The sequence below is a fragment of the Geminisphaera colitermitum TAV2 genome, from assembly GCF_000171235.2.
In the GTDB taxonomy this organism is placed as follows: Bacteria; Verrucomicrobiota; Verrucomicrobiia; order Opitutales; family Opitutaceae; genus Geminisphaera; species Geminisphaera colitermitum.
On sequence record NZ_ABEA03000135.1, the window covers coordinates 1 to 20,021 of the forward strand.

The window sequence follows — 20,021 nt, forward strand, 5'->3', positions numbered from 1 at the left end:
ATTATTTAGTGAATACGCCGGGCGGAGTGATTTCAGCGGGGACGGCATTCGCGCCGGGGAGCGTATTGACGAGCACTTTGTCGCCGCGATGGTTGAAAACCGGGTGATGGCAGATGCGGAGGGGATTTCGTCCTGGCGGTTCACGGTCGCCGATGAACTTGGGGAGTTCGATGCGCTGGATGGTTTGCCCGGTGCGTTTGGAGATGAAGAGAACCGCGCCGCCCGTAGGCGTGCCTTCGTCGGTGACGATGAGATCGGAATCGAGCGGACTGACGCTTGGGTGCCCGCCGCTGGCGTGGTCGCTGAGTTTGCGGTAACCGGTGCCGTCATAGCGGACTTCGGCGAGGCACTGGCGGGAGGGGTTTTGCGGGTCGGGTCCGTAGCCGATGAGGTGCTCGGCGTCGGGTTGCCAGCTCCAGTGGACGCCGCGGCGTTCGTAGCTGAAATCAAGGGCGACGTGGATGTCGCGCAGGGTGCGGTCGGCAGTGAGGACGTAGGTGATTTTGGGTTCGCCACGTCCTTTTACGACGCAGTGGTTGCCGAAGAAAAAGAGGAAGCGGCGGGCGTTGCGCGTCCAGCGTGCGCAGTAGAGCATGAGCGTGGCGGCATCGCCGTTGCCGAGTCGGGCAGCGAGTTCGCTGTCGGTGTTGCGTATGCGGTCGCGGGTGGCGGCGGGGAGTTTTTGAAGGACATCGTTGATGCTGAGTCGCAGCCGGGCAACAGGGGCATTTGGGATTTGGGATTTGAAATTTGGGATTTCGAGAGGGGGGGGGGGGGGGGGGGGTGGTGGAAAACTGTATTCAAAAAGTCCGTGTTTGTCGCGGGCTTGAAAGGGAACGGGGGCGGTGTCGGGTTTGTAGAGTCCGTCGCCGTAACCGGCGGCATAGAGCATGCCGAGGAGTCCGGAGAGAATGGGTTCGCCGTCGGGGGGGGCGCCTTCCATGTCGCCTTCAATCTCGGTGGTGACGCCGGTGGCGAGGTCGTGGCGGCGGATGCGGGGCGCGGTGAGGCTGCCGCCTTGGAAATAAACAGCGCGGGCGTCGGGCGACCAGGTTTGCCAGTATCCGGTGTGCCAATACGCCTCGTTGACGGGGCCGGCGGGGAAACGGTTTTGGATGGCGCGGTGTCCGCTGGCATCGGCGGGGCCGAGGACGATGACTTCGCCGGTGCGGGTGGCGAGGTCGGCTCCGGAGAGAAGCAGGCGGTCGGAGCCGTCGGGCGCGTAGGGGCAGAGCGTGTAGTAGCTGTGGAGGCTCCAGCGGTCGGAGATGGGAAGCGGGCGAATGGTGGAGGGGGCGTTGGTGGCGTTGGCAGGCATGACGGGTGGCTAATATGAGGCCGGTTAAGATTAAAACAAATCCCGTTATTCGCGTCTTTAGCGCGGCTTGACGCGATTGGCATTTTTTTGACCTGCGCAATGCATGTGAAAATGCGCGTGTCTGACGTTGACAGGCAGTGGGAGCGTTGATTCTTAATTAATCATTAGAAAATAAAAATTAACCTATGGTTAATCGAGCATTCAAACCTGTCCAGTCACTCCAGCGTGGTCTTGCCTTGTTTGAGGCGGTCTCCCGGCGAAAGGAGGGCGCTTCGCTCAAGGAGCTTGCGGCGGAGATTGGCTGCTCGGCCCCGGCGGCGTATCATCTGGTGCATACGCTGGTGGAGTGCGGTTACGTGCGGCGGCTGGAAAACCCGGCGCGCTATGTGACGGGAGACAAATGGTTGCAACTGGCCGAGGGACAGAGGCGGGATCGTTTTTATCACGTGGTTTATGACCAGATGCGGGGTCTGGCGCGGGAGTTGCCGGGGGTGTTGCTTTATTTTTCCGAATACATCGGAGACAGCGTCGTGGTGCGCGCCCACACGCCGGCAAACGAGCCGGAGGTGGTGCGCGAGGAGGTCAACCATGTGCTGCCGCCGTATGTGTCCGCGGGCGGGCTGGCGCATCTGGCGTTCTGGCCGCAGGAGGTGCGGGAGGCCTACGAGGCGCGGTATCCGTTTGATGCCTACGGGCTTCATTTTTGGGAGAGCCGGGAGGCGTTTGAGACGGCGTTGCGGGTGTTGCGCGAGACGGGTTTTTATTTGATGCCGGAGAAAACGCCGTTGCGGCTGAAACTCGCGCTGCCGGTTTTTCGTCCGGGCGGCGGTCTCGCGGCGGCGTTGACCGTCCAGTGGAATCTGAGGGAGCGCAAGGGGCTGGCGCAGCGTAAGAGGGAACTGATCGTCGCGGCCCGGGCGGCAGGCGCGGCGATCACACGGAATTTATCATCATGAATGCTCAAACCTCGGCGGCGACGGCCGCATTTGTATCCGAACCGGAAAGACAGATTCCGCTTGATGCCGCGTATGACGTGGCGGTGGCGGGCGGCGGCATCGCCGGCGTGGCGGCGGCGCTGGCCGCCGTGCGACAGGGAATGCGCGTGGTGTTGATCGAAAAACAATTTGGTCTCGGCGGACTGGCCACGCTGGGGCACGTCGTAAAATACCTGCCGCTATGCGACGGGTTCGGGCGGCAGGTGATGGGGGGCATCGCCGAGGAGTTGTTGCATCATTCGGTGGCGGAATTGAAGGGGGCGGGGCTGCCGGCGGCGGGTTTCGTGCCGGTGCCGGATTGCTGGAAGGCGGGGGAGGGGACGGCGGGACAGGAGGACCGGCGGAAAAAACGCTACATGTCGAGTTTCAATCCCTACGCGTTTCAGATGGCGATGGAGCGTTTGCTGGAGGCGGAGGGCGTGACGCTCATGTACGATACGCGGGTGTGCCAGGTGCTGAAGCGGGGCGACGAGATTGCGCATCTGATCGTGGAGAACAAGAGCGGGCGGCTGGCGATTGCGGCGGAGGTGTTTGTCGATGCGAGTGGTGACGCGGACCTGGCGTTTCTCGCAGGGTGTCCGGTGGAGACTTACCGGCACAATGTGCTTTGTGGTTGGTATTATGAAATCAATGACGGCAAGGTTCGCCTGGTGTCATGGACAAATCCCTACGACAAGGAGCATCGCGGCGGGAACAACGCGGTGGGGCCGTTTTTTTCCGGCACGGATCACCGCGACGTCACGCGGCAGGTGATTGATTCGCGCAGGCTGCTGCTCGAAAAACTGGCGAAGAAGCAGGAGGCGTCGCCGGAGTCGGTGATTTATCCTTTCGCGTTGACGTCGATCCCAACGTTTCGCGTGACGAGGCGTTTGCAAAACCGGTTTTCGCTCGGCGAATGTCACCGCCATACTTGGCTGGATGACTGCGTGGGAATGACGGGCGACTGGAGGCGAAAGGGGCCGGTGTATCCGATTCCGTTGCGAGCGATCCATGCCGATGATTGCCCAAATCTTTTTGTCGCGGGGCGGTGCATGTCGTCGGATCACACGGTGATCGACGTGACGCGCGCCATCGGCACGTGTGCCGTGACGGGTCAGGCGAGCGGAATGGCGGCGGCGTTGTTGATCCGCGAGCGGATTGAGGATCGGAGACGGATTCCAGTGGAAAAATTACAAGCGACGCTGCGCAAGGCGGGCGTCATCATTGATGCGGATCTGGCGAGGCCACATCCGGATGCGAATGCGGCAGGCGAGTGAAATTTGCAGGGTCTGATCTCCTGACTTCGCGTCAGGTTCTGCAAATGCGTAACAGCAGCTTTAGAGCATTTAGAGTTGAGATATAGCCGTTGTCTTAATGGTAGGGAGGCCTTTGTGCCCTCTGCCGAGGGCAGCCCTTCGGGCCATCGCCTCCGGCGATGCCATCTCCGCGCTGCTGCGCTCCGTCCGAGGCCTCCGAAACCACGTTCCATCTACCTATGAATTTCGCATTCTCACACTACGCACAGCGGAGGCCTCGGAGAGGCCTCCCTACCAGGTATCAAATGGCTACAGTTCAAATGAGATTGCTCTAGTTTCGGCTACGCCTGACGCCGGGAATCACTGCGGGATGCGCAATTCCATGCCGATTCGCAGTGTGGCGTTTTCGCCGGGCAACTGGTCGCGGTTGGCAGCGAGAATATCGCGCCAGCGCGAGCGGTTGCCGTAGTAGCGCTGGGCAAGGTTGTAGAGCGTGTCACCCTTGGCCACGACGTGGCGTTGCCCGCGCGCGGTTGTTGCGGGTGCTGCCGGCACTGGCGTGATGGACGCCGGTGAAGCCTGATGGGAGGGGGGGGGGGGGGGTGGGAGGGGGGCCGGAGTCGGCGGGGCATAAGTCGAGGTCACAGGCGCGAGCGGCACCAGCGGCACCGGATTGTTGCCATAAGTGGTCCCGGACGACTGCGCCGGGGGCTGCGCCTGCCCGTAGGCTTGCGACTGCCCCTGTCCCCCCCCCCCCGGCGGCGTTGACGTGCGGCTGGCATCGACGGTGAGCGGCGGCAATACGTTGCGGCTCGCGTCGAGGGCGGAGTTGCGGGCGATGTCGAGTTGATCTTTGAGCGAATCGATCTCGCGGCGAAGCTTGTTGTTTTCCTCGTGGAGTGAGGATTGCGGGGTCTGGTTTTCGATCAACTCGCCCGGCAGCGTGCGCGCGAATTCGCGGATGCAGGCATCTATTTGCTGGCGGGCAAAGTTGGCCTGTGGCGAGTTGGGCCGCAGTTCGCGGAATTTTTTGAAATGATAGATCGCCGAAAGCGGATCCTTCATGTGCTGCTGATAGAGAATCCCGAGTTCCAGATGAGACTCAGGGGCATTGTCACCGCGATCGGCGATCACGCGTAGAAACGACGAGAGCGCCTCGCGATTGCTCGCTTGTTTGGCGAATTCCTTGCCCCGGCGAAAATTCGGGTCATCCGCCTCTGCCGTGTAGATTGTCGCGGCCTGCCGCTCGCACCCGCCCCACCAGCCGGATGTCACCGTCAACACCAGCAACAGCACGGCGACACGCAGGACGGGCGACGACTTGACAAACGAAAAACTCCTCATGGGCATGGCTGAAAAACGGTAAAACGGGAAAATGGTTTGATGGACGTTGGTTTGCTCCTAAGTCTCGCAAGCTTCCCTCTGACTCAAATCCTAAATGGCTCTGGCTTCCAAATCCGTTATCAATCACGCCCGCGAGTGTCTGCAAATCGAGCAGGACGCCATCGACGCCACCCGCGCCAGTCTCGACACCCAGTTTGTCAACGTCGTGCGCGCCGTGCAGTCCGCCATCGAGGCCGGTCGCAAACTCATCTTCACCGGCGTGGGCAAGTCGGCCCACATCTCGATAAAACTCGCAGGCACCTTCAACAGCACCGGCATTCCCTCGTGCTTCCTCGACGCCACCCAGGCCCTCCACGGTGACCTCGGCCTCTGCGCCGAAGGCGACGTTGTCATTCTCCTCAGCAACAGCGGCCAGTCCGACGAAGTCATCAAACTCGTCACTCTCCTCAAACGCTTCGGCGTCGTCATCGTTGCCTTTACCAGCAACCCCGACTCCGAACTCGCCCGCCACACTCCGCTGCGCCTCCTCTATCGCGTGCCCCGCGAAGCCTGCCCCCTCGGCATCGCCCCCACCGCCAGCACCACCGCCGCCCTCGCGCTTGGCGACGCGCTGGCCATGGTGTTGCTCAAAATCCGCGGACTCACTCGCAACGATTTTGCCCGCTTCCACCCCGCCGGCAACCTGGGCCGCATCCTTCTCCTGCGCGTCAGCGACATCATGCGCACCGGCGACCGCCTCCCCGTGGCTCCTGAAACCGTCACGTTGCAAGACGCCATCCTGCGCATGACCAAGGCCAAGAGCGGTTCCATCGCCCTCGTCTCCACCGCCCGAAAGCCGGGGGGGGGGGGAGGCAAACTCACGGGCATCCTCACCGACGGCGACTTCCGCCGCAGCGCCCTCACCGGCCCCGATTTTCTCCAAAAGCCCGTCAGCGAATTCATGACTCGATCGCCCAAAACCATCCGCGATGATGCGCTTGGCGTCGATGCCCTCCGCGTTTTTGAACAACACAAAATCGACGATCTCATCGTCGTTGACCGTTCCGGCCGTCCCGTCGGCCTCGTGGACGGTCAGGATTTGCCAAAACTAAAAATCGTATGAGCAACAGCGTTCCTCCAATCCGCGTCGCAATCATCGGCATGGGCGGCTTTGCCGGCGTCCACCACCGCGCCCTCCTCGCGCTCGAAGAGCTCGGCCAGGCCCGGCTCGTCGCCACCTGCGACCCGCGGCCCGACGCCTTCGAAGCCGAGCGCGAACGCTGGCGCTTCGACGCCCGCGGCGTCCGCGTGTTTGAAGACTACCGCGCTCTGCTCGACGCCTGCGCCGGCCAGTTCGATCTCATTGTGATCCCGACGCCCATCGCCCTGCACGCCGAGATGCACCGCGCCGCCGTCGAACGCGGCATTCCCGTTTATCTCGAAAAACCGCCCACCCTCGACCCCGCCGAATTGGAGACGATGATCGCCACCGACCGCGCCGCCAAAAAGGCAACCCTCGTCGGCTTCAACTTCATCATCGAAAAACCCCGCACCGAGCTCAAACAACGCATCCTCGCCGGCGAGTTTGGCGCCCTCACCGACGTGCGCCTCCTGGCCCAATGGCCGCGCACCGCCAGCTATTTTTCCCGCAACAACTGGGCCGCCCATTTGCGCACTCCTGACGGGCGCTTGCTGCTCGATTCCTGTTTTGGCAACGCCATGGCGCACTACGCGCACAACACCCTTTACTGGGCCGGTCCCGCCGCCGTGCTCGACTGGGCCGTGCTTGCCCAAGTCAAGGCCGAGCTTTACCGCGGCAATGCCATCGAGGGCACCGACACGTTTTTCACGCAGGCCGTCACCGCCACCGGCGTCACCATCCGCGTTGCCCTCACCCACGCCTGTCCCGAACCGCACATCCACCACGAAACCCTCGTTCTGGAAAAAGCCCGCATTCGTTACGTCGTCGGCTCGCACTACGAAATCACCTGGAACGACGGCCGCACCGAGCGCGCCGCGCTCCCGCCCTTCGACACCCTCGTCGAAAACCACCAGCAATATTATCGCTACCTTCGCGGCGAGGTTGCCCGTCCCGCCACGCGTCTGGAGGACAGCCGGCCATTCGTCCACTTCAACGGACTCTCCTATGTTTCCAGCGGCGAGATCACACCGATCCCTGAGTCGGCCCGCCGTTTCGTGCGCAACGAAAAGGATCAGCGCGACTACCTCGTGGTGACCGGCCTGACCGACGCCATGCAGACTTTTTTGGATACCGGTCGCTGGCCCAGCGAGACCTGCGGCTGGCCCCGCCGGCACGCCGCGAAGCCTGTTGCTCCGTCCGACATCGCCCATCTCGGCGAGACGATCACCCGCATCAGCGCCAGCGCCGCCGCGAATAATCCCTGAATCAGAATCCCCGTCAAAAACATCTCACGCGGAGAAAACCATCTGTTTCCAATCCTCCGCGCCTCCGCGTCCCCGCGTGAGATGTTTGAACCCATTATTCTACGTTCGGGAGGGAAGTGGTATAAGACGGATTATTCCGGGGGCTTTGTGGAAATTGCCCTGGTCGTTTTCCCCTGCACGAATTCCCCCTCCACCATCAAAATCCGCGGCACCCGCGGCACACCGCGCTCATTGGAGTTCATCAACGTAATCAGCAAATCCACCCCCGCCGCGCCCACCTGCGGCGAGTTCTGGTTGATGCCCGTGACTTTGTGTTCCGCCATGACCGGCACAAGGTCCACATTGGCCAGCCCGATATCGCGCGGCGTGCGCAATCCCAATTCCGCCAGCCAGCGCTCCACCTCGGGACCGGCGGTGACGACCACGTCCGGCTTTTCCAACTCCAGCCACGCCGCGAAGCGATCCCGTGTCCAGTCCTCATGTAACAAAAAAGGCACTACAGGCCATCCCGGCAAAGGCGCGTCATCCGACATGAACCCGCCGCGCCAGTTGTGCCGCACGCGGTCGTTCTGATCGCGTTCCATCGCGAATCCGATCCGCCGGTAACCGCATCGCCAAAGCTTCGCCACCAGCAACTGCATTGACTGGAACTGGTGGTTGCACGCGCGGCAAAGCGCCGGCTGCACCATCGAATAGCCGAGTGCCACCGCCGAAAAGAATTTCCACGGAAATTCGTCAAACAACGGCTGCGCCCATGGAAACGGTGACACCACCACGCCGTTGATGCCACGATTGCGGATTACATCCCCCAGCCTCCGCGCCGTCATTCCCGGTTCTCCCAGCCAGAATTCTTCCAGATTGTACCCGCATTCAGCCGCCCGCCGCTCCGCGCCATCGTGATACGCCAGATGCGTGGGATGATTTCGCCATTCAAACCGGTTTTCGTGCGCCGTGATGTAGGCGATTGTAGTGGGCCGGTGACTACGTCTGCGCGCCCGGATCGAACCCATCACACGCGCCACTTCCGGGTCAGGCAGGTAGCCCAGCCGCTCCGCGTGCTCGCGGATGCGTGCCCGCGTCACTTCCGGGATCGACGAGTGATTGCGCAACGCCAGCGACACCGTCATCCGCGTCACCCCCGCCGCCTCTGCCACATCCTTGAGCGACACTCGCGGGACAGTCGGCGCTCCATGCGAAGACAAGGCGAACTTTGCCGCGGCGGGTCCGGAGAATGAGTCGGTGTCCTCTGATTTCATGCCCGGCATGGGAAGCCGGTTTCCTGTTACTATACAATAAAGTTTTACGATCATTGCGCCTACGGAAAGGCCGGGCAATCTTGCCGCAAACACCACACCACCCCGCCCATGCAATCATCACGCTCAAACACGCGCCTTGTGCCGGTGAAAACACCACGTCCACCCCGCCGTGCATTTACCCTGATCGAGTTGCTCACCGTGATCGCGATTATCGGCATCCTCTCGGCAATCATTCTCCCCGTGACCGGCAAAGTTCGCCAGAGCGCGCGCACTGCCTCCTGCCAGTCCAACATGCGGCAAATTGCCCTTGCGATCATCCTCTACGCCAACGAACAGCGCAACAACACCCTCCCAGGCCCGCTCTACGGAAAAGTTTTCCCGGCCCATCTAAAGGGTAACGACAAGGGACGCCTCACCGGCTTCATCGCCTCGCAGTTTCAGACCAGATTGATCAACAACGAAGTCATCATGGTGCCCATCATGATATGTCCCGGTTTCGCCTCCGCGCGTCCCGACCGCCTCACCGACAAACCGGATTCGGCCATCGTTTACGCTGTCAACACCCGCAGCGACGTCTTCTCTGACTACACCGGTACCGTCTGGGGCAATCCCGATGCTGGCGCTGGAACGCCTCAACAAAAACCCGTCTCCCTGCACTCAATCCCGATGCCGAGTCGCGTCTGGATGCTTACCGACATGGATGCCGAACTCAGAAAAACATGGGCGTATGGGTGGGACGTCGCCGACATGGCGCCCTCCGTGCACAACTCCAAATATAACCGCGCTTTCTTTGACGGCCACGTCGCCACCGTCGGGCTAAAAGAACCGCAGAAAACGTGGCCGTAACCCTCCCCCCCCCCGCTCCCGATCATTCGACGAACCATGTTCATGCGAAAACCCAGCTCTGCTTCCGCTGCACCGACCCTGTTGATTGCGCTCATTCTCGCCGTTGCCCCGTTGATAGTTGCTGCTGCGGAAACGCGCACGGTCCTCGCCGACGATCTGGCGCAAGTCACCGTCAAGGACGCCCGCGCCAACCAGACTGCCACCTCCGACGGCGGCACCCTTTACGGCAATCTTGGCACCAGCGACATTTTCAAAAACTCCGGCACTGGCCTTCGCGTCAACGGAGCATGGGCGATCGGATACACGCGCTTCGATCCGGTGACACTCGCGGCGCCCGGTGACTGCGTGACACTCCGCCTCACCATCCGCTACGAGAACGCCCCTGCCAGCATCGGCGGCGCGCTCCGACTCGGCCTTTACGACAGCCGAAAAAATCCCGCCACGCTCTTCCCTCAAAACCCCAACACCAATCCTGCGGGAGACAGCGCGTCTGGATATTTCGTGACGCTCAACACTGGCGGTGCCGACCAGACCAATCTCTTTCGCGACCCCGGCGACAAAACCATCACCAAAGGCGCCGCCGTTTTCACAACGAGCGGAGACAACCGCATCATCGGCTTCAAAGGCGCGGCTTTCGGCACCGAACCGCAGCCGGTTGTCTTTACCATCGAATGCACAACCGCCGGCCTGAAATTTTGGGGCGAAGTTGCCGGAACGCCTTTCGTCATCAGCAACGAAAAACGCATCGGTATCCCGATTACCACTACGTTTGACACATTCATTTTCGGTTCCGGCAACCTCTCCGGCGCGTTCACGATCACCGGCGTGAAAATCACGACCAACACGCCCCCCGCATCCCCTCTCTCTCCCTGAGATCAACCTTAATCCGAATCCGAAACCACCCGACCAAAACCTATGAAAACGACCCGCATCATCACTCTCGCGGCCCTGCTGTTCGCCAGCCTCGGGCTATTCGCTCTCAACGCCAGCGCCGCCAGTTACACATGGGCGAACCAAGCCACTGGTGGCGACTGGAACACCGCCACCAACTGGACTCCAAACGGCGTGCCCAATGCTGACGACGCCGATGTTTCCGTCACCACGACCACCAGTGGACAAAACATCTATCTAGGCAACGGCACCACCACCGTTCGCAACCTCTCCGCGACAACGAACGGCGGCACCAACCTCACCTTCAGTTCACCCAACACCGAGGGAAGCGCCACGCTGGCCATCACCGGAACCCTGACAAAAAACAATGGCAGCAGCTCCATCAACTTTGCCGACGACAACACGGGCCGTTACCTCAACCTCACGATCAACAGGCTCAACTTTAACACCAACGGCAATTTTTACTTTGGCCGCAACGATGGCGGACGCCGGATCAACTCGCTCGCCATCAGCACGCTTGATATGGGCAACAACAACAGCGGCTCACCAACCTCCATTCTGGCCTTCAACGCCACGCAAAACTACTCCCTTGGCGCCGTCACTTTCAGCGGCTCGAACACCAAAAACGTTTACCTTATCAATAACAACTCCACCGGCTACAGTCGCACGGCGACCATCAAAAGCCTCACGCAAACGAGTGGCACGGCTGCGACAATCTATGGTTCACAACGCGCTGGTTCCAGCGGTTCCAACGCCGCCATGCTCAAAATCGACACCGATGCCGCCACCGCTTTCACCGCCACCACGATCCTTGCCGACGGCACCGGCGGCACGCTCGCCCTTCTCAAGACCGGCGCGGGCAAACAAACCCTCACCGGCGTGCTTACCCACACTGGTGGCACGCAAGTTGACGCGGGCACGCTTGTCATCACCGGCAGCCTTGCCGCAACTGGCGACCTGACCGTTGCGAAAGACGCAACGTTTGTCGCGGGCGCGGCTCTGACCCTGAACGACGCTGCTTTCGCAAGCGGAGCCGTCCTCGGCCTCGACCTTGGAGCCAATGCAAAACTCAACCTCTCCGGCGACCTTACGCAAAGCGGCTCCGGCGAAGCCACCTTCGTGATTGATTTCCAGAGCACGGGAATCCTTGACCAAACCTACACACACCTCCTTTCCGTTGCCGGTGCCAACGCCTTCGCCGGTGCCACGCTCACCTACAAAAACTTCGGAACACAAAACCTCTCCGGCACCTTGAGCATGAACGAACTGATCGGGAATTTTATCGTCACCTCCGGCGCCATTCCCGAACCCGCCGCGTGGGTTCTGCTCCTTGGCGCGGGCGTATTTTCTTTCGCCGCACTGCGCCGCTATCTGTACCGCGGGCTAATGTAGAATGAAGAATGATCAGGAGCATTTGCGCTCGTGGATTGGACATTCCGCATTCCACATTCTGCATTCTGCATTCTACATTGGTCGCCCCCCCCCCCCTCCTATTTTCCCATGCGATTCCCATGCGCACTCCTGTCCAGCCTTGTCTTCTCCTTCGCCATCATGGCCGCCGCCGAAGACACATTTCCGGCGGGCAACTGGCTTGCTGACGGCGGATTCGAGTTCCGCGCAGAACCCCGCGAAATCGGTCTCCCCTCCGGCTCCGACCGGCGCGACCTCGGCGAACTCTCTGGCTGGCGCTTCGACACCACCCGTGCATATGAAGGCCGCCGCTCGCTCGTGCTTCGCGGCGCGCGTCCCTTCACATGGCGCATCGCCCGCGACTTTCCCGGTGAAGCTGACGCCGTATTTTCCATCTACGCCCGCAGCGATCGGCCCGGCGTCGAAGTTGAGGCCGGCTTCGAGGTTTTCGCCATCGACGACCACTACAAGACCGGCCCCCGCGTCACCGGAAACCACACCGTCACGCTTACCTCCGAATGGCAGCGCATCATTGTTCCCGTGCGCGTCACCAAAGCGACCGATCAGGGACACATCCGCGTCCATCTTCTCAAAACCTGGATACGTCCCCTCACGCCCGCGAAAGGCGACATCTGGATTGACGCCGCGCAACTCGAAGTGGACCGCGCCGAACCCGGTCCCTTCACCTCGATGATGCCCGCCTTCGCCACCGTCCGCGAAGAACGAGTGGTTTTGCGCGACTGGCTTGGCACATCCCCCGAAATAACCCCTCCCCCCCCCCCTCCCTCCGCCGTCAGTCTCCCGGCAGGAAGCGCGCCCTTCACTGTCACGGAAACCGCTGGCGCCGCTCGCCACGCCGAAATCGCCACCGGAGGCATCCCGCTCGCGCCCGGACAAGTTTATGACACGAGCGCACTCCGCGTAACCGACGCCGACGGCAATCCCGTCTCCGCGCAAACCACGATCCTCGCCCGCCGCCCACTCGACGGCAGCGCCATCTCCGTCCTCGTGGAACTGCCGGTCACGCTTGAATCGTATTCAATTAAAAATTACTTCCTGCATTACGCCCCGTCTTTTCCTGATACCCCCAAAACGAACGCCCCGCTCGCCATCGAGACTGCCGACGCAATCACACTCAACCTCAACGGGCGTCCTTTGCCCCTCTCTCGTAAACGCTTTTCCGGTTTCGAACTCACCACCATCGACGGACGTCGTTTTGTTTCCGACGCCATCGCGCCCGACATCGTCGAACTCGAACGCAACGGCCCCCTTCATGCCATCGTTCGCGTGCGCGGTCGCCTTCACGAATCCTCCCCCGCCAATGGCAACGGACGCACACTCGGCGTTGCCTACGACTGCCGCCTGCATGCCTTCGCCAATACCGATGCGCTCGAAGTCGAAATGAGCTACGAACAGCAGGAACGCGTTTCGCACCTCACCGTCCGCTCTGTCGGTCTCACATTGTCCGTGCCGTTCCCTCCCCCCCCCGCCGCTTCCGCCGGCTCGACCGTTCAAATCACGCTAGCCAACGGCAACGCCCTCACGCTTCCCGCGCCCCGTCAATCGCTCACCCTCACGCAGCTACACCAGTATTTCGGAGAAGGTCGCTACGATCTTGTCATCGATACCGACGGCGGCGCGGCTTCCGCAACCACCCAACGCCACGAATCCACCCGCGCCACCGGAACCGTTTGCTTCCCCGACGTCACGGTGGCTGTCGCTGATTTCGACAACATGAACCCCGCCGCCATCACATGGCGGCCCGGCAGCGTGACCGTTTATGCGCAACCTCCGCGTCACGCCACCTACGTCGAGCTTCCCTTTGGCATCAGCCAGACCTTTCGCTTTCTCCTCGCCCCCGCTGCTTCGGACTCCGCTGTCACCACCGCCGCATTGCGCACTGCGCAGGCTCGCATCACGCATCCACTTCGCGTCTTCCCTGATCCCGCCCATGTCGTCCGCACCGGCGTGTTTGGCGGCCCCTGGCTCACTGCCGCCGAGGCCCGCGGGAAATTCCCGCTCTTTGAACTCTCGCTGGAGGCATTCTTCGCCGCCTTCGCCAGGGATATCCAAAGACAGGATACAACAGGCGGCTTCGATTTTGGTGATGCCGGCGCGCCCAGTGGATGGAAAAATAACGAAACCTCGCTCATCGAAGCGCTCCTCATGCAATACCTGCGCGGAGGCGACCCGGCGCTCTTTCGTCGTGCCGCCATCATGACACGGCAGTTTCGTGACGTCGCCATCCTGCATGCGTCCCAAAACTCCAAATGGATGCAGACCCACGCCGCCGGTCTCCACACCACGAGCCATTGGCACGTCGGCCACTACTGGAGCACCGGCCTCATCGGACATTACCTGTTGACCGGCGACCGCCGTTCCTACGAGGCCGCGCGCGGCACTGCTGCTGAACTCCTCTCACGCCACAAGCTCCGCTATACCGGCCGCGAACGCGCCCGTGTGCTCCTGCACCTTGCCGAGCTGTATGAGATAACCCACTACAAACTCTTGCGCGACGCCTTCGAAACTCATCTCGCCCACGACGTGCCCATGGAAACCGGCGCCTACTACGCCGGCATCAATATCATGGCTCTCGAAAAATGGCGTGCAGTCACCGGCTCCACCCCTGCGCTTGATGCCCGCATCGCGGCCTACGGACGCCAGCTCCTCGACGTCACGGCCAAACGCGATCTCCTCGAAAACATTGGTGAGGATCGTGACCAGTTTCTTTTCCAAGCCTCCGCGGCCTTGGCTGCGCGCACCAACGATCCCGCTTATTTGCAAGCGTTCGCCGACCGGCTTCCTGTGCAGGCAATGAGCGCGCATGGCATGGGCATCAACGCCGTGCGCGGAGCCATCTGGTTGCACGAAGCCGCCCGGCTCGGCGTCCCCCTCTCTCCACTTACGCCCGCGCATCCGGCGGGCATCGCGCTTCTCACCGGCCGCGCCGGAGGCCGTCACGATGCCGACCTCACATTCCGCATTCGCCCCACGGCCAGCGCTCCAATTGCACGCACTGCGCCTGCCGTTCGACTTTACAAACAGATCGGATTTCGCTCGGGTAAAAACGCAGCCGACGATGTTTTGGATTATCGACTCACCACTGACGATTCGGCCTTCACCGAACTCGCTTCTGGCTCTCTTGCCGGCCCGAAATTTGAGGTTTTCGACCTGCCGCCGTTGCCATCATCCGCGTCCGCTGTCCGGCTGACTCTGCGCTGCGCTGGCGATGCCCAGGCTGAACTTTCCGCCGCCAACGCCGAAATATCGCTGGCTGCTAACAATTGGTTGTTTTTCCGCCAGCATCGTCACGGCAACGGATTCGTCAGCTTTGACATCACGCCTGCGTCGTCTGGCGTGGATGTCTCCGTCGCGCTCGACTGGCGCTTCGTCGATTATGGATCGATTGCCGCGGTGGAATTGCTGGACAAGCAGGGCAACGTCGTCGCGCACGCCCGCTGGGGGCGTCCTCTTGGTATTGATTGGGAGGATACAGGGAAGCCCTTGAATAACCGTGACCGACTTGTGCTGCGTGTCCCATCCACTGCTGATGCCACGATTCCCCTGCGCATGGAAATGCAGGCCGCCAAATGGCTCGGCTGGCGCGTGGAAACCGGCCTCCGCGAATCGTGGCTGGACATCCCGGATCATTCGGCGCAACCCTGACCAGCCTCATGTCGCGTATTTTCAAGACTCAGGACGACAGTGGAATGTCTCCGCCTGGCGATGCCGGCGTGACCGTGCGCCAGCTCACCGAGGGACCGATGAATCATTATTTTGGATACATCGGCCAGTGCCGCACGATTCCGTGGAACGCCACCGGCCGTTATATTCTTTGCCTCGAAACGGAGTTTCAGGACCGCCTGCCCGAAGCTGGCGACCCTGCCGGTGTCTGCCTCTACGACACGACGACAAACACCTTGCGTGTCATTGACCGGACGCGCGGCTGGAATCCGCAGCAAGGCACGATGTTTTACTGGAATCCCAGGCATCCGGAAACGCAGTTTTTCTTCAACGACCGCGATGTGAAAACCGGCAAGGTTTTTACCGTGCTCTACGACATCACCGCCGACAAGAACGGCACACCCGGCAAGGGCGATGGCGCACGCGTCCGCGAATATCGCTATGACGATTGCCCCGTCGCCAACGGCGGGGTCGCGCAGGATGAGCGCTGTTTTTTTGCCATCAACTATGCCCGTCTGGCGCGCATGCGTCCCGCAACCGGCTACAAGGGCGCGACCGACTGGACGACGGGTGTCTCCGCGCCCGAGGACGACGGCATTTATCGCATCGAGACCGACACCGGCGAACGCACGCTCATCGTCTCCTTCGCGCAACTCCGCGAAGCGATTCGCCCCATGGACCCGAAGCGCATCGACACGCGCCACCTCTTCATCAACCACACGCTTCCGAGTCGGGACAGCGGGTTGCTCTATTTTTTTTGCCGCGCCGATTTCGAGACCGAGAAAGAGGGCTCGCGCATCAACATCGCCTTCACTGTTCGTCAGGACGGCACTGGTCTCACCGCGCAGCCGATCTTCATCGGCGGTCATCCCGACTGGGACACTGGCACCCGCATCATCGGTTCGCGCAACGGACGCCAGGTTATTTACGATACTGCCAGTCAAAAGATCGTCGGCGACCTCGGCGGGCCTGAACTTTTTGCCAATCCCGAAGGCGACATCGCCGTCTCTCCCGATGCGCGTTGGTTCGTCAACGGTGATCGCATCGGAAGCTGCAATCATTACGTTTTTCTCGACCGCGAAACAGGCCGTACCTTTAGGTCCCCCGGTGTTTACATGGCAGACTGGAGCACAAAGACCGGCGCGCTTCGTCTTGATCCCGCTCCGGCGTGGAACCGTGAGGGCAACGCCATCGTCGTCCCCGGTATCGCCGCGGACGGTACCCGGCAGATGTTCATGATTTCGCTGCCCGGTTGAGTTTTCCGATCAAACGTTTGGATGGGAGCAGATTTGGCAGTCTGGCTGTTCCGTCTTCTCACAATCCCCGTCCGATTTCCTCCGCCGCGCCGCGGCAGAGGGTGAGGAGGCGTTGGCGGGTGCGTTGGGATGCGCTGTTTTCCACGTAGCCGCCCACCGCCGCAGCAAGATGACCGTCGGAGGCGAAAACAGGGACGGCGAGGCGGAACCATTTGCCGTCCGGGAAATCAGGTTGCGCGTATCCATAACGCACTACGTCCGCCAAAAATCCCTCCAGCCGCGCAAGGTCGCCCCAGAGGGCGCGGCCTTCGCGTTCGAAGGGATGTCGGCGGGAAAAGTCGTCGCGCTCATCAGGCGTCGCGTAGGCAAGAAACAACAATGGACTCACCTTGCCGTAGGGATGGTGCAGCTTGGTGCGTCGGATGATCGGCACGCCGGGGCGGGCGGAGGTCACCCGCAGGCGCTCGCAGCTTTCGTGTGCGATTCGCTCCACCAGGCCAAGATTGCATCCGGGCAATTTTGCCTGCCAGCGCACGAGCACGCGGCTGGCGATGGCGATCAGGTGTCGGTCGTCATCGAGGTGTTTGAGTTCGCCCACGGCCGGGCCGATTAAAAAACGCACCGAAGACGCCGACGGCGCGGGCAACTGCGACCGCGAGGGAGATGTGGGCAGGGGGGGGGGGGAGGGGGGGCACGACGTGAGCGACGCAGGCGACGTGTGCCGCATTGCGCGTGCCAGCATGCCCGCACCTTCCAGTGTGCGCGCGAGACGGTAGGCGGTGCTCGGGTTGAGTTCGGTCGCGCGGGCGATTTGTTCAATGGTTCGCCCGTCCTCCGCCCCGGCCACGGCAAACAGGATGCGTATCGCGCGTTCGACGGATTGGATGGGAGCGTTTTGGGCCATGTCGGTTTTTCCGCTCTGAGCAATGCTCAACACAAACCCGCGCTCAAGCCTTCCGTGACCTTGCCGGCGGACAACTTTCGGCGTGAGGTGGCACGCGACGATTCATCACGATTCACCACAGCTTACCATGAACAACATCACGTCCGGCGCGCCTGTCGCTTCCAACGTTTCCCTCCCCCCCCCCCCTGCCAGCAATGCACGACGTCTCGGCGTGTCGTTTGGCTTCAATGCCCCCAACGGCTACTTTTCCTCCGATGCCGCGCGCGTCGAGGTGGACCGCATGACGGCGCTGGGCGTGCGTTGGTGCGTACTCATTCCGACGGTGTTTCAGGACACCGCGAGCAGCGAGGTGCAGTATCGACATTTTACCTACACACCGGACGATGCCGAGTTGCGGCGCGTGATCGACCTGCTGCACTCGCGCGGCATCCATGTGCATCTGCGCCCGATGCTCGAAACGCTCGATGGTCACGGACGCAATCAGGTGTGGTTCCCCCCTGATCGCGAACGCATCCCGGGGCGCGTGTCGCGCCATCGCGCGGCGTGGTTCGATGGGCTTATCGCCCGCACTCTGCACTATGCGCGCATTGCGCAGGAATGCGGTTGCGAGTGGTATGGACTCGACAGCGAACTCGACCGCATGGTGGACGAAAACGACCACTGGAAACGGGTCATTGCCGCTGCGCGTAGTGTTTACCGCGGGCCCATTGACTCGTGTCATACGCCGCAGGTGGATGTATTGGCGGAATTGCGACGCCGGGCCGACCATTGGTTTTACGATCTCGACGGGTTGAGTGTGAGTTTTTACCGGCAGGCGGCTGACCACGCTGGGGCGACCGTGGACGAGATGGTCGCCAAACTTTCGTCATGGCTTCCCTACTACCGCGACGTGGCAACGATCTTCGCGAAACCGTTCTGGTTTGGCGAGACAGGATGCACGTCCTCGACCGGCGGCGCGATGTCGCCGAGCGGTTGGCGCGGTGACGGGCGTTATGCGCCTGACGAGCAGGCCAATTTCCTTGAGGCGGTGTGCCGCGTGTTTTCGCCGGAGCCGTGGTGGCGCGGATTTTATTGGTGGAAATGGGAGGAGCAGTCCGACCGTGTCCAATTCAAGGACGATCCGGCGGGCGACAAGGGTTTCATCCTCCATGGCAAGCCGGCGGCAGAGCTCTTTCGTTCGTGGACACAGCGACTGGGCGGGTGAGCGGGAGGAGGGGGGGGGGGGGGGGGCGGCGGGTCAGGAAACCTGCCCTCCTTGGCCGAAACCGTCGCTCCGCTGGCTTGTCATGGTTGGGCGATGGTTCAGAGTGGCGGTTTTGTTTCACCGAATTTTCGCCCATGAGCACGCTTTCGAATCCATGCACTGCCAATGCCGCCGCGACTGCAACGAAACCTTCGCGCGTTGAGATTTGCGCCTTCCCGGGAGGGAAACGCATCGCCGTCACCACGAGTTTCGATGACGGCCAGACGTTCGACCGGCGCATCGTCGCCGCCTTCAACCAGTGGGGACTCAAGGGCACCTTCAACGTCAACTCGGGCAAACTCCAGCGCACCGGCAAGCCCGCCGTCGAACAGGCCGGGCGTGGCGTGCGCACCTACCTTGATGCCTCCGAGGTTGCGGAGCTTTTTCGCGGACATGAGGTGGCGGTGCATACGGTGACGCATCCGTGGCTGGAGCGGCTTGATCCGCTGCAAATCGCACAGGAGGTTTTGGAGGACCGGCGGGCGTTGGAGGAACTGGTCGGTTATCCGGTGCGCGGCATGGCGTATCCATTTGGCACCTACAACGAGCGGGTGATCGAGGTGCTGCGAGGGTTGGGCATGGTTTACAGCCGCACGACGCAAAACTCCGACAAGTGTTTTCCGCCTGCCGAACCGCTGGCGTGGCCGGCGACGGCGCACCAATACAACGTGGATGCGGCGGGCGACGACGTGCCGGCGCGTTTCACGAAATGGCACGCCAATCCGCGCGCCAACGGCGTGTTTTACGTGTGGGGTCACGCCTACGAGTTTGACGACCGCGACGACTGGGCGGGCGTGGAGCGCATTTACAAGCCGCTCTCCGGGAAGCCGGACGTGTGGTATTGCACGAACATCGAGTTGTTCGACTACGAGGCGGTGCGTCAGCGGTTGGTGCTGTCGGCCAACCGTAATCTCGCGCACAACCCGAGCGCGCTCACGGTGACGCTCAATGTTGATGGCCGCTTGGTGGACGTGCCGCCGGGGCAGACGATACGGTTGTGATCCTACGGCTTTGGGCACGTTCGTTGTCCTCGCCGGGTGCAACACCGTGATGTCAGGCACCGGAGGGCGGGTCTCCTGACCCGCCAGACGCGGCCGCAGCCGCGCCCATCCGTATCGTAATCCTGTATTCGGATGGGCGAGGCTCGCTGACGCGAGCCTCGCCGTCGGGTCAGGAGACCCGCCCTCCGGTGCCTGACATCACGTTGAGTTGCCCCGTCCTCGCCCGCGCATGGAATCCGATCTCGCTGTTCGA

The 20,021-nt window shown here is 61.9% G+C and carries 15 protein-coding genes; 11 read left to right on the plus strand and 4 right to left on the minus strand.

Annotated features, from left to right (window positions below):
- Position 1: 1 nt before the first annotated feature.
- The gene (locus OBACDRAFT_RS15950; protein ID WP_043587316.1) at positions 2-1,318 is read right to left on the minus strand and encodes a hypothetical protein; all 1,317 of its coding nucleotides are present in this window, start codon (positions 1,316-1,318) and stop codon (positions 2-4) included.
- 185 nt (positions 1,319-1,503) lie between these two features.
- Here OBACDRAFT_RS15950 and OBACDRAFT_RS25585 point away from each other — a divergent pair, with 185 nt between their 5' ends.
- On the plus strand, positions 1,504-2,274 hold the full coding sequence (locus OBACDRAFT_RS25585; protein ID WP_052362114.1) for an IclR family transcriptional regulator: 771 nt from the start codon (positions 1,504-1,506) through the stop codon (positions 2,272-2,274).
- Complete coding sequence (locus tag OBACDRAFT_RS15960; RefSeq protein WP_043587318.1) at positions 2,271-3,569, plus strand: FAD-dependent oxidoreductase; 1,299 nt, start codon at positions 2,271-2,273, stop codon at positions 3,567-3,569. The genes OBACDRAFT_RS25585 and OBACDRAFT_RS15960 overlap by 4 nt, the downstream gene beginning before the upstream one ends.
- 339 nt (positions 3,570-3,908) lie before the next feature.
- Here the strand turns inward: OBACDRAFT_RS15960 and OBACDRAFT_RS15965 are convergent, their stop codons facing one another.
- Positions 3,909-4,898 carry a LysM peptidoglycan-binding domain-containing protein gene (locus tag OBACDRAFT_RS15965; RefSeq protein ID WP_232767243.1) on the minus strand — a complete coding sequence of 330 codons (990 nt, stop codon included), beginning with the start codon at positions 4,896-4,898 and terminating at the stop codon, positions 3,909-3,911.
- An 88-nt stretch (positions 4,899-4,986) separates the two neighbouring features.
- On the opposite strand from OBACDRAFT_RS15965, the gene OBACDRAFT_RS15970 reads away from it, so the two are divergent.
- Positions 4,987-5,994: a KpsF/GutQ family sugar-phosphate isomerase gene (locus OBACDRAFT_RS15970; RefSeq protein WP_043587320.1), complete on the plus strand. Its 1,008-nt coding sequence runs from the start codon at positions 4,987-4,989 to the stop codon at positions 5,992-5,994.
- Positions 5,991-7,277, plus strand: coding sequence for a Gfo/Idh/MocA family protein (locus OBACDRAFT_RS15975; RefSeq protein ID WP_052362115.1), 1,287 nt, complete (start codon positions 5,991-5,993; stop codon positions 7,275-7,277). The genes OBACDRAFT_RS15970 and OBACDRAFT_RS15975 overlap by 4 nt, the downstream gene beginning before the upstream one ends.
- Positions 7,278-7,408: 131 nt before the next feature.
- Here the strand turns inward: OBACDRAFT_RS15975 and OBACDRAFT_RS15980 are convergent, their stop codons facing one another.
- Positions 7,409-8,446 (minus strand): LacI family DNA-binding transcriptional regulator, encoded by a 1,038-nt coding sequence (locus OBACDRAFT_RS15980; RefSeq protein ID WP_043587374.1) that lies wholly within the window; start codon positions 8,444-8,446, stop codon positions 7,409-7,411.
- Between the two features lie 195 nt (positions 8,447-8,641).
- On the opposite strand from OBACDRAFT_RS15980, the gene OBACDRAFT_RS15985 reads away from it, so the two are divergent.
- The 5 genes from OBACDRAFT_RS15985 (at position 8,642) to OBACDRAFT_RS16005 (ending at position 16,620) form a co-directional block, all read left to right on the plus strand.
- On the plus strand, positions 8,642-9,379 hold the full coding sequence (locus OBACDRAFT_RS15985) for a type II secretion system protein (protein WP_043587322.1): 738 nt from the start codon (positions 8,642-8,644) through the stop codon (positions 9,377-9,379).
- A 42-nt stretch (positions 9,380-9,421) separates the two neighbouring features.
- Positions 9,422-10,252 (plus strand): hypothetical protein, encoded by an 831-nt coding sequence (locus OBACDRAFT_RS15990; RefSeq protein WP_232767246.1) that lies wholly within the window; start codon positions 9,422-9,424, stop codon positions 10,250-10,252.
- A gap of 42 nt (positions 10,253-10,294) precedes the next feature.
- A complete protein-coding gene (locus OBACDRAFT_RS15995; RefSeq protein ID WP_052362116.1) occupies positions 10,295-11,662 on the plus strand; it encodes an autotransporter-associated beta strand repeat-containing protein in 1,368 nt (455 codons plus the stop codon).
- A gap of 108 nt (positions 11,663-11,770) precedes the next feature.
- Positions 11,771-15,346 carry a hypothetical protein gene (locus OBACDRAFT_RS16000; RefSeq protein WP_043587326.1) on the plus strand — a complete coding sequence of 1,192 codons (3,576 nt, stop codon included), beginning with the start codon at positions 11,771-11,773 and terminating at the stop codon, positions 15,344-15,346.
- Positions 15,310-16,620, plus strand: a complete 1,311-nt coding sequence (locus OBACDRAFT_RS16005) for a hypothetical protein (RefSeq protein WP_157837129.1) — start codon at positions 15,310-15,312, stop codon at positions 16,618-16,620. The genes OBACDRAFT_RS16000 and OBACDRAFT_RS16005 overlap by 37 nt, the downstream gene beginning before the upstream one ends.
- A 58-nt stretch (positions 16,621-16,678) precedes the next feature.
- Here OBACDRAFT_RS16005 and OBACDRAFT_RS26770 read toward each other — a convergent pair whose 3' ends face one another.
- On the minus strand, positions 16,679-17,524 hold the full coding sequence (locus tag OBACDRAFT_RS26770; RefSeq protein WP_043587329.1) for a helix-turn-helix domain-containing protein: 846 nt from the start codon (positions 17,522-17,524) through the stop codon (positions 16,679-16,681).
- A gap of 127 nt (positions 17,525-17,651) precedes the next feature.
- Between OBACDRAFT_RS26770 and OBACDRAFT_RS26775 the strand changes: the two genes are divergently transcribed.
- Positions 17,652-18,728: a glycoside hydrolase family 113 gene (locus OBACDRAFT_RS26775; protein WP_232767248.1), complete on the plus strand. Its 1,077-nt coding sequence runs from the start codon at positions 17,652-17,654 to the stop codon at positions 18,726-18,728.
- A 134-nt stretch (positions 18,729-18,862) separates the two neighbouring features.
- Positions 18,863-19,768, plus strand: a complete 906-nt coding sequence (locus OBACDRAFT_RS16020) for a polysaccharide deacetylase family protein (RefSeq protein ID WP_052362119.1) — start codon at positions 18,863-18,865, stop codon at positions 19,766-19,768.
- Positions 19,769-20,021: the final 253 nt, after the last annotated feature.